7 protein-coding genes and 1 pseudogene are annotated in these 7,645 nt (G+C 69.1%); 7 read left to right on the top strand and 1 reads right to left on the bottom strand.

Going from position 1 to position 7,645, the window contains the following annotated elements; translation table 11 throughout:
• Window positions 1-388: DUF4190 domain-containing protein (locus B9S61_RS42650; protein ID WP_258039858.1), on the top strand; the 388-nt coding region annotated here is incomplete at its 5' end.
• Window positions 389-593: 205 nt separating this feature from the next.
• Here B9S61_RS42650 and B9S61_RS26110 read toward each other — a convergent pair.
• A pseudogene (locus tag B9S61_RS26110) lies at window positions 594-1,233 on the bottom strand (NADAR family protein).
• A gap of 221 nt (window positions 1,234-1,454) precedes the next feature.
• On the opposite strand from B9S61_RS26110, the gene B9S61_RS26105 reads away from it, so the two are divergent.
• The 6 genes from B9S61_RS26105 to B9S61_RS42645 form a co-directional block, all read left to right on the top strand.
• Window positions 1,455-2,990 carry a gamma-aminobutyraldehyde dehydrogenase gene (locus B9S61_RS26105; protein WP_103544430.1) on the top strand — a complete coding sequence of 512 codons (1,536 nt, stop codon included), beginning with the start codon at window positions 1,455-1,457 and terminating at the stop codon, window positions 2,988-2,990.
• A 49-nt stretch (window positions 2,991-3,039) separates the two neighbouring features.
• On the top strand, window positions 3,040-4,287 hold the full coding sequence (locus B9S61_RS26100) for a PotD/PotF family extracellular solute-binding protein (RefSeq protein ID WP_103544429.1): 1,248 nt from the start codon (window positions 3,040-3,042) through the stop codon (window positions 4,285-4,287).
• 4 nt (window positions 4,288-4,291) lie between these two features.
• Window positions 4,292-5,464: an ABC transporter ATP-binding protein gene (locus B9S61_RS26095; protein WP_103544428.1), complete on the top strand. Its 1,173-nt coding sequence runs from the start codon at window positions 4,292-4,294 to the stop codon at window positions 5,462-5,464.
• On the top strand, window positions 5,464-6,393 hold the full coding sequence (locus tag B9S61_RS26090; protein ID WP_103544427.1) for an ABC transporter permease: 930 nt from the start codon (window positions 5,464-5,466) through the stop codon (window positions 6,391-6,393). The genes B9S61_RS26095 and B9S61_RS26090 overlap by 1 nt, the downstream gene beginning before the upstream one ends.
• Before the next feature lies 1 nt (window position 6,394).
• Entirely contained in the window at window positions 6,395-7,222 is an 828-nt protein-coding gene (locus tag B9S61_RS26085) for an ABC transporter permease (RefSeq protein ID WP_103544426.1), read from the top strand.
• Window positions 7,223-7,295: 73 nt separating this feature from the next.
• Window positions 7,296-7,645, top strand: a 350-nt coding sequence (locus B9S61_RS42645; RefSeq protein WP_258039857.1) for an FAD-dependent oxidoreductase, incomplete at its 3' end; no start/stop codon positions are given.

Here is a 7,645-nt window from a genome sequence, read left to right as displayed (position 1 = left end):
GCCGCCCCCGGCCGGGGGCGAGCCCGTCCCTCCGCCGCCGATCGGTCCGGAGGGGCCCGGCCGGATGGCGTACGGCTACCCGGGCGGTGGCGGGTACGGCGGTGCGCCGGCGCAGGGGTATCCCGGCTGGGCCGGTACGGCGCCGATGCCGAGCAACGGACTCGGCGTCACCGGGCTCGTGCTCGGCATCATCTCGGCCGCCGTCTTCTGCGTGTGGCCGGTGGCCATCCTGCTGGGCGTGCTGGCCGTGATCTTCGGCGGGATCGGCCGGGGCAAGACCCTGCGGGGCGAGGCGACGAACGGAGGGCAGGCGCTGGCCGGCATCATCTGCGGCTCGGTCGGCATCGCCCTGGGCATCACGTTCGGGGCCATCGTCCTCTTCGCCTAGCGCGCGGGTATCCGCGGCGTCGCGTCGATGCCGTCCTCCGCGGTGCGCGGGGCTGTCGGGTGCGGGTGCGGGTGTGTGGGTGGTTGCTCGCGCGGTTCCCCGCGCCCCTGGGGGTCTGCCCGGGCGGGGTGGGCCCCTGAGGCGGTGACCCACAGTGCTGCGCGGATGAGGTGCCCGGGCGGTCCGGATGGCCCTCGGGCGGGCGTCAGTGTGCCGGTGTCCCGCTCGTCCGGCGTGCCGTGGTGCGGAGCCGCTCGCGGGCCTCCATCAGGGCGAAGCCCAGCAGATTCGGTCCCCGCCACCGCGCCGGGTCCGTCGCCCCCTCGTCGTCCGCCGCGAGCCCGATGCCCCACACCCGGTCCAGCGGGCTCGCCTCGACCAGCACCCTCCCCCCAGCCTCCGGCCGGGGGCACCCCCATCTCGCTTCGCTCGCCGGTGTTCAGCAGAAAGCCCCGCAGATCGGCGTCGGACGCGAACTTGTGCACGTTGCCCTCGACGACGATGCCGAACCGCTCCCGGCGCCATATCGCCTCGTCGAAGCCCCGCACCAGCCGCCCCGCCTTCTGCGCCTCCGCGGGGTGCCCCGCGGCCAGCGCCCGCCGCTCGCCCTCCGGGTCCCCGAACAGCCGGGCCTTGGCCGCCATCATCCAGTGCTCGGCGGTCGCGTACTCCACGCCGTCCACCGTGAACGGCGACGGCCACCACTGACTCAGACAGCTCGGGCCGATACGCCCGTCGGGCAGTGGCCGGTGCCTCCAGAAGTGCAGGTACTCGACCCTCGTCCCGGTCGCCAGCGCCTCGATCAGCGCCGCCCTGGAGCCGATTCCCTCTGCCGCCGCGCTCATCGCCACCCCCGTGATCCCATCCCTGCACGCGAGTCTGGCAGGAACCACTGACATCCCGTCGTGCCTTTTCCGTGGCCGCTCGACACTCGGTCGACAGATTCCGTCGTGTAATCAAAATTAAACAACGGAATCACTTGTTGGAGTCACATGGCTCTGTCAGGATCGGCACTCAAATCGAGCTGGAGCCACGCCGCCCCCTCGGGGACACGGAGGAGAGCGACATGCACAACCCGGGCAGCACCACCCCGGAACGATTTCCCGCCCAGGACCGGTTCGCGGCCGGGGCGCAGTTCATCGCGGGCCGTCTGACGAAGGGCACCTCGGGCCGTACCCACGCGGTCGTCGACCCGGCCACCGGTGCGGAGGTGTACACCTGCGAACTCGCCGGCACCGACGACGTCGACGCCGCCGTCGCCGCCGCGCGGGAGGCGTTCCCGGCCTGGGCCGGTGCCACTCCCGGTGAGCGCTCCGACGCCCTGCACCGGTTCGCCGCCGTGGTCGCCGACCGCGCGGAGGACTTCGCCCGCGCGGAGTCACTGCAGTGCGGCAAGCCGCTGAAGCTGACCCGCGAGTTCGACGTCCCGGGCACGATCGACAACATCGCCTACTTCGCCGGCGCCGCCCGGCATCTCCAGGGCCAGTCGGCGGGCGAGTACTCCGGTGACCACACCTCCTACGTCCGCCGTGAGCCCATCGGTGTGGTCGGCTCCATCGCCCCCTGGAACTACCCGCTCCAGATGGCCGCCTGGAAGGTCCTCCCGGCGATCGCCGCGGGCAACACCATCGTGCTCAAGCCCGCCGAACTGACCCCGCTGACCTCCCTGCTCTTCGCGCAGGCCGCCACCGACGCCGGAATCCCGGACGGCGTGATCAATATCGTCACCGGCACCGGCAAGGAGGCCGGCGAGCACCTGGTCGGCCACCCCGACGTGGCCATGACCTCCTTCACCGGCTCCACCGCCGTCGGCAAGCGGGTCGCCGAGATCGCCACCGCCACCGTCAAGCGCCTCCACCTCGAGCTCGGCGGCAAGGCCCCCTTCGTCGTCTTCGACGACGCCGACCTCGACGCCGCCGTCAACGGCGCGGTCGCGGGCGCGCTCATCAACACCGGGCAGGACTGCACCGCCGCCACCCGCGCGTATGTGCAGCGGCCGCTCTACGACGCGTTCGTCGAGCGCACCACCGCCCTGATGGAGACCGTCCGGCTCGGCGACCCCTTCGCTCCCGGTACCGATCTCGGCCCGCTGATCTCGCACGTCCAGCGCGACCGGGTGGCCGGCTTCGTCGACCGGGCGCGTGCCTACGCGCGCGTGGTGACCGGTGGTGAGACGCCCCTGGGCGAGCTGGGCGACGGCGCGTACTATCGCCCCACGCTCATCGCCGACGCGGCGCAGGACAGCGAGGTCGTGCAGTCCGAGATCTTCGGTCCGGTGCTGGTCGTCCTGCCCTTCGACACCGACGACGAGGGCATCGCGCTGGCCAACGACACCCCGTACGGTCTCGCCGCCTCCGCGTGGAGCCGGGACGTGTACCGGACGGGCCGGGCCACCCGGGAGATCAAGGCGGGGTGCGTGTGGATCAACGACCACATCCCGATCATCAGCGAGATGCCGCACGGCGGCTATAAGGCGTCCGGCTTCGGCAAGGACATGTCCTCGTACTCCTTCGAGGAGTACACGCAGGTCAAGCACGTCATGTTCGACAACACGGCGGTGGTCCGAAAGGACTGGCACCGCACCGTCTTCGGGGACCGATAGCAGCCAGGCCGCCCGACCGCGGCCATCCTCCCGAAAGGGCACCACGCGCATGGAGCAATGTCAGCCCGACCGCCTCTCACCGGCCCAGGAGGCCGCCGTACGGCGCAGTTTCCGCAACGGACGGGCGGCACTGAGCCGCCGTTCCCTGCTGCGCGCCTCCGCGGGCGGCGCGCTCACGGTCGGCGGACTCGGCGCGCTGAGCGGCTGCGGCATCCCGGCCGCCGGGAACACCCAGGGCGGCGTCTCGGCGGAGGACCACTCGAAGGAGGAGAAGAGCGTCAGCTTCTCCAACTGGACCGAGTACATGGATGTCGACGAGAGCGGGCGCGAGCACCCCACGCTGGATGCGTTCACCCGGCGTACCGGTATCAAGGTCAAGTACACCGAGGACATCAACGACAACACCGAGTTCTTCGGCAAGATCAAACCGCAGATGGCCGCGGGCCAGGACACCGGCCGCGACATCATCGTCCTCACCGACTGGCTCGCCGCCCGGCTGATCCGGCTCGGGTGGGTCCAGAAGCTGGACCCGTCCAACCTGCCGAACGCGTTCGCCAACCTGTCACCGCAGTTCCGCAGCCCGGACTGGGACCCCGGCCGCGCCTACTCCTACCCCTGGCAGGGCATCGCGGCTGTCATCGCCTACAACAAGAAGGCGCTCGACGGCGTCGAGGTGAAGACCCTCTCCGACCTGCTCGACAACCCGAAGCTCAAGGGCCGCGTCGGTCTTCTCACCGAGATGCGCGACACGATGGGCCTGACCCTGCTCGACATGGGCAAGGAACCGGAGAAGTTCACCGCCGACGACTACGACGCGGGGATCGCGCGCATCCAGAAGGCGGTCGACAAGGGCCAGATCCGCCGCTTCACCGGGAACGACTACACCTCGGACATCAGCAAGGGCGATTTCGCCGCATGCGTGGCCTGGGCGGGGGACGTCGTCCAGCTGAAGGCGGACAACCCGGACATCGACTTCCTGATCCCCGACAGCGGCTACATGATGTCCAGCGACAATCTGATGATCCCCAACAAGGCCCGGCACAAGGAGAACGCCGAGCGGCTGATCGACTACTACTTCGAGCCGCAGGCGGCCGCCGAACTCGCCGCCTACATCAACTTCGTCTGTCCCGTCGACGGAGTGAAGGACGAGCTCGCGAAGATCGACGACGACGCGGCGAACAACCCGCTGATCATTCCCGACAAGGCCATGCAGGCCAAGTCCCGTGCCTTCCGCTCTCTGAGCTCCAAGGAAGAGACGGAATTCGAAGAGAAGTTCGCGAAGCTCACTGGGGCGTGACGAGATGAAGACCACCAAAGACACCACCACGCCCGGCCACGGCGGGGACGTCCGCCTCACCGGCATCGGCAAGACCTACGGCTCCTTCACCGCCGTGCACCCGCTCGACCTGACCGTTCCGCAGGGCTCCTTCTTCGCCCTGCTCGGCGCGTCCGGCTGCGGCAAGACCACCACCCTGCGCATGATCGCCGGCCTGGAGGAGCCCACCGAGGGCACCGTCCACCTCGGCGACCAGGACGTCACCGCGCTCCCGCCGTACAAGCGGCCGGTGAACACGGTCTTCCAGTCCTACGCCCTCTTCCCGCACCTCGACATCTTCGAGAACGTCGCCTTCGGCCTGCGCCGGCGCGGCGTCAAGAGCGTGAAGAAGCAGGTCGAGGAGATGCTGGAGCTGGTCCAGCTCGGCGAGCAGGCCCGCAAGAAGCCGCACCAGCTCTCCGGCGGCCAGCAGCAGCGGGTCGCCGTGGCCCGCGCGCTGATCAACCACCCCGAGGTGCTCCTCCTCGACGAGCCGCTCGGCGCCCTCGACCTGAAGCTGCGCCGGCAGATGCAGCTGGAGCTCAAGCGCATCCAGACCGAGGTCGGCATCACCTTCGTCCACGTCACGCACGACCAGGAGGAGGCCATGACCATGGCCGACACCGTCGCCGTGATGAACGCGGGCCGGGTCGAGCAGCTCGGCGCACCCGCCGACCTCTACGAGAACCCGCGCACCACCTTCGTCGCCAACTTCCTCGGCACCTCCAACTTCATCGAGGCCGAGGTCGACTCGAAGTCCGGCGGAGAGCTCGTACTGAAGGCGGGCGGCGGCAAACTCGTGCTGCCCGAGGCCCGCAACAGCGCGCCCACCACGGCCGGCGGCAAGGTGCTGGTCGGGGTCCGCCCGGAGAAGATCTCCCTCATCCACGCCGACGACGCCGGCGAGATCCCCGGGGGCCGCAACCGCATCACCGGCCGCATCGCCGACTCCAGCTTCATCGGCGTCTCCACGCAGTTCGTCGTCGACAGCCCGGTCTGCGCCGACTTCGAGGTCTACGTGCAGAACATCGACCGCGACGCCCGGCTGGCCCCCGGCGCCGAGGTCGTCCTGCACTGGGACCCGGCGCACACCTTCGGACTGGACGCGGCACAGGACATCGACGCCGGCGTCGAGACGGTCGAGGAAGAGGTCGTCTGATGGCCACGCTCACCCAGGCGCCACCGCCCGTGGCGCCGCCCGTCCCCGAGAAGAGGCCCCCGCGCAGAAGGGGTCGCTGGACGCCGTACCTGCTCCTGCTGCCCGGCCTGCTGTGGCTGTTCGTCTTCTTCGCGCTGCCGGTGATCTACCAGGCCTCCACGTCCGTGCAGACGGGCTCCCTGGAGGAGGGCTACAAGGTCACCTGGCACTTCGCCACCTACTGGGACGCGCTGTCCGACTACTGGCCGCAGTTCGTCCGCTCGGTGCTCTACGCCGCCTCCGCGACCGTGCTGTGTCTGCTGCTCGGTTACCCGCTGGCGTATCTGATCGCCTTCCGCGCGGGGCGCTGGCGGAACCTGATCATGATCCTGGTGATCGCGCCGTTCTTCACCAGCTTCCTCATCCGCACCCTCGCCTGGAAGACGATCCTCGCCGACGGCGGCCCGGTGGTCGACGTCCTGAACACCCTGCACGTCCTGGACGTCACGGCGTGGCTCGGCTGGACCGCCGGCGACCGGGTGCTGGCCACCCCGCTCGCGGTGGTCTGCGGTCTGACGTACAACTTCCTGCCGTTCATGATCCTTCCGCTCTACACCTCGCTGGAGCGCATCGACCCCCGGCTGCACGAGGCGGCGAACGACCTCTACGCCAGACCGTCGACCACCTTCCGCCGGGTCACCTTCCCGCTGTCGATGCCGGGCGTGGTCTCCGGCACGCTGCTGACCTTCATCCCGGCCTCCGGCGACTACATCAACTCGGATCTGCTCGGCTCCACCGACACCCGTATGGTCGGCAACGTCATCCAGTCGCAGTTCCTGCGGATCCTCGACTATCCGACGGCCGCGGCACTCTCGTTCATCCTGATGGCCGCGATCCTCTTCATCGTCACGCTCTACATCCGCAAGTCCGGCACGGAGGATCTGGTTTAAAATGAACACGCGACAGAGTCGCATATTCGGCACGAGCGTCAACTGGCTCAAGCGCCATTTCGTCGTCATCGCGGGACTGCTGACCCTCGCGTATCTCCTCCTGCCGAACATCATCGTCACCGTGTTCTCCTTCAACAATCCGAGGGGGCGCTTCAATTACACGTGGCAGGAATTCTCCACCGAGGCGTGGCAGGACCCCTGCGGCGTCTCCGGACTGTGCGCCTCACTGTCGCTCAGCCTCCAGATCGCGCTGTGGGCGACGCTCGGCGCCACCCTGCTCGGCACGATGATCGCCTTCGCGCTGGTCCGCTACCGCTTCCGCGCCCGGCCGGCCGTGAACTCGCTGATCTTCCTGCCGATGGCGATGCCCGAGGTGGTCATGGCCGCCTCGCTGCTCACCCTGTTCCTCAACATGGGCGCCCAGCTGGGCTTCTGGACGATCCTGATCGCCCACATCATGTTCTGCCTCAGCTTCGTCGTGGTCGCCGTGAAGGCGCGCGTGATGTCGATGGACCCCCGCCTCGAACAGGCGGCGCAGGACCTGTACGCCGGCCCGTTCCAGACGTTCCTCCGGGTCACGCTGCCGATCGCCGCCCCCGGTATCGCGGCGGGTGCGCTGCTCGCCTTCGCGCTCTCCTTCGACGATTTCATCATCACCAATTTCAACGCCGGCTCGACCGTGACCTTCCCGATGTTCGTCTGGGGATCCGCCCAGCGCGGAACACCCGTACAGGTCAACGTCATCGGTACGGCCATGTTCGTCACCGCCGTACTGCTGGTGCTGGTATCCCTGGTCATCGGAAATCGCCGCAACCGTCATAACGCGTAGAAACTTCCGGAAGGCGGTGAAGGCCGCCTGAAGGACAGAAGAAAGCCGCAGTCCTCTGTAGGGAGTTGAAATCATGGCCCCGAGCGCCATGAGCCGTTGGACGAAATCCCTTTCCGAAGCCCGGCCGGCCTCCTTCTGGCTGGACGACCCCGGCAGGCCCGCTCCCGAGCCCGCCCTGACCGGAGCCGAGACCTGCGACCTGCTCGTCGTCGGCGGCGGTTACAGCGGACTGTGGACCGCGCTGATCGCCAAGGAGCGCGACCCCGCGCGGGACGTCGTGCTGGTCGAGGGCCGCGAGGTGGGCTGGGCCGCCTCCGGCCGCAACGGCGGGTTCTGCGCCGCCTCCCTCACCCACGGCCTGCCCAACGGGCTGACCCGCTGGCCGGACGAGATCCACACCCTGGAGCGGCTGGGCGCCCGCAA

The organism is Streptomyces sp. SM1 (assembly GCF_002910825.1).
Lineage (GTDB): Bacteria > Actinomycetota > Actinomycetes > Streptomycetales > Streptomycetaceae > Streptomyces > Streptomyces okerensis.
This window is presented reverse-complemented; position numbering and strand designations above follow the sequence as displayed.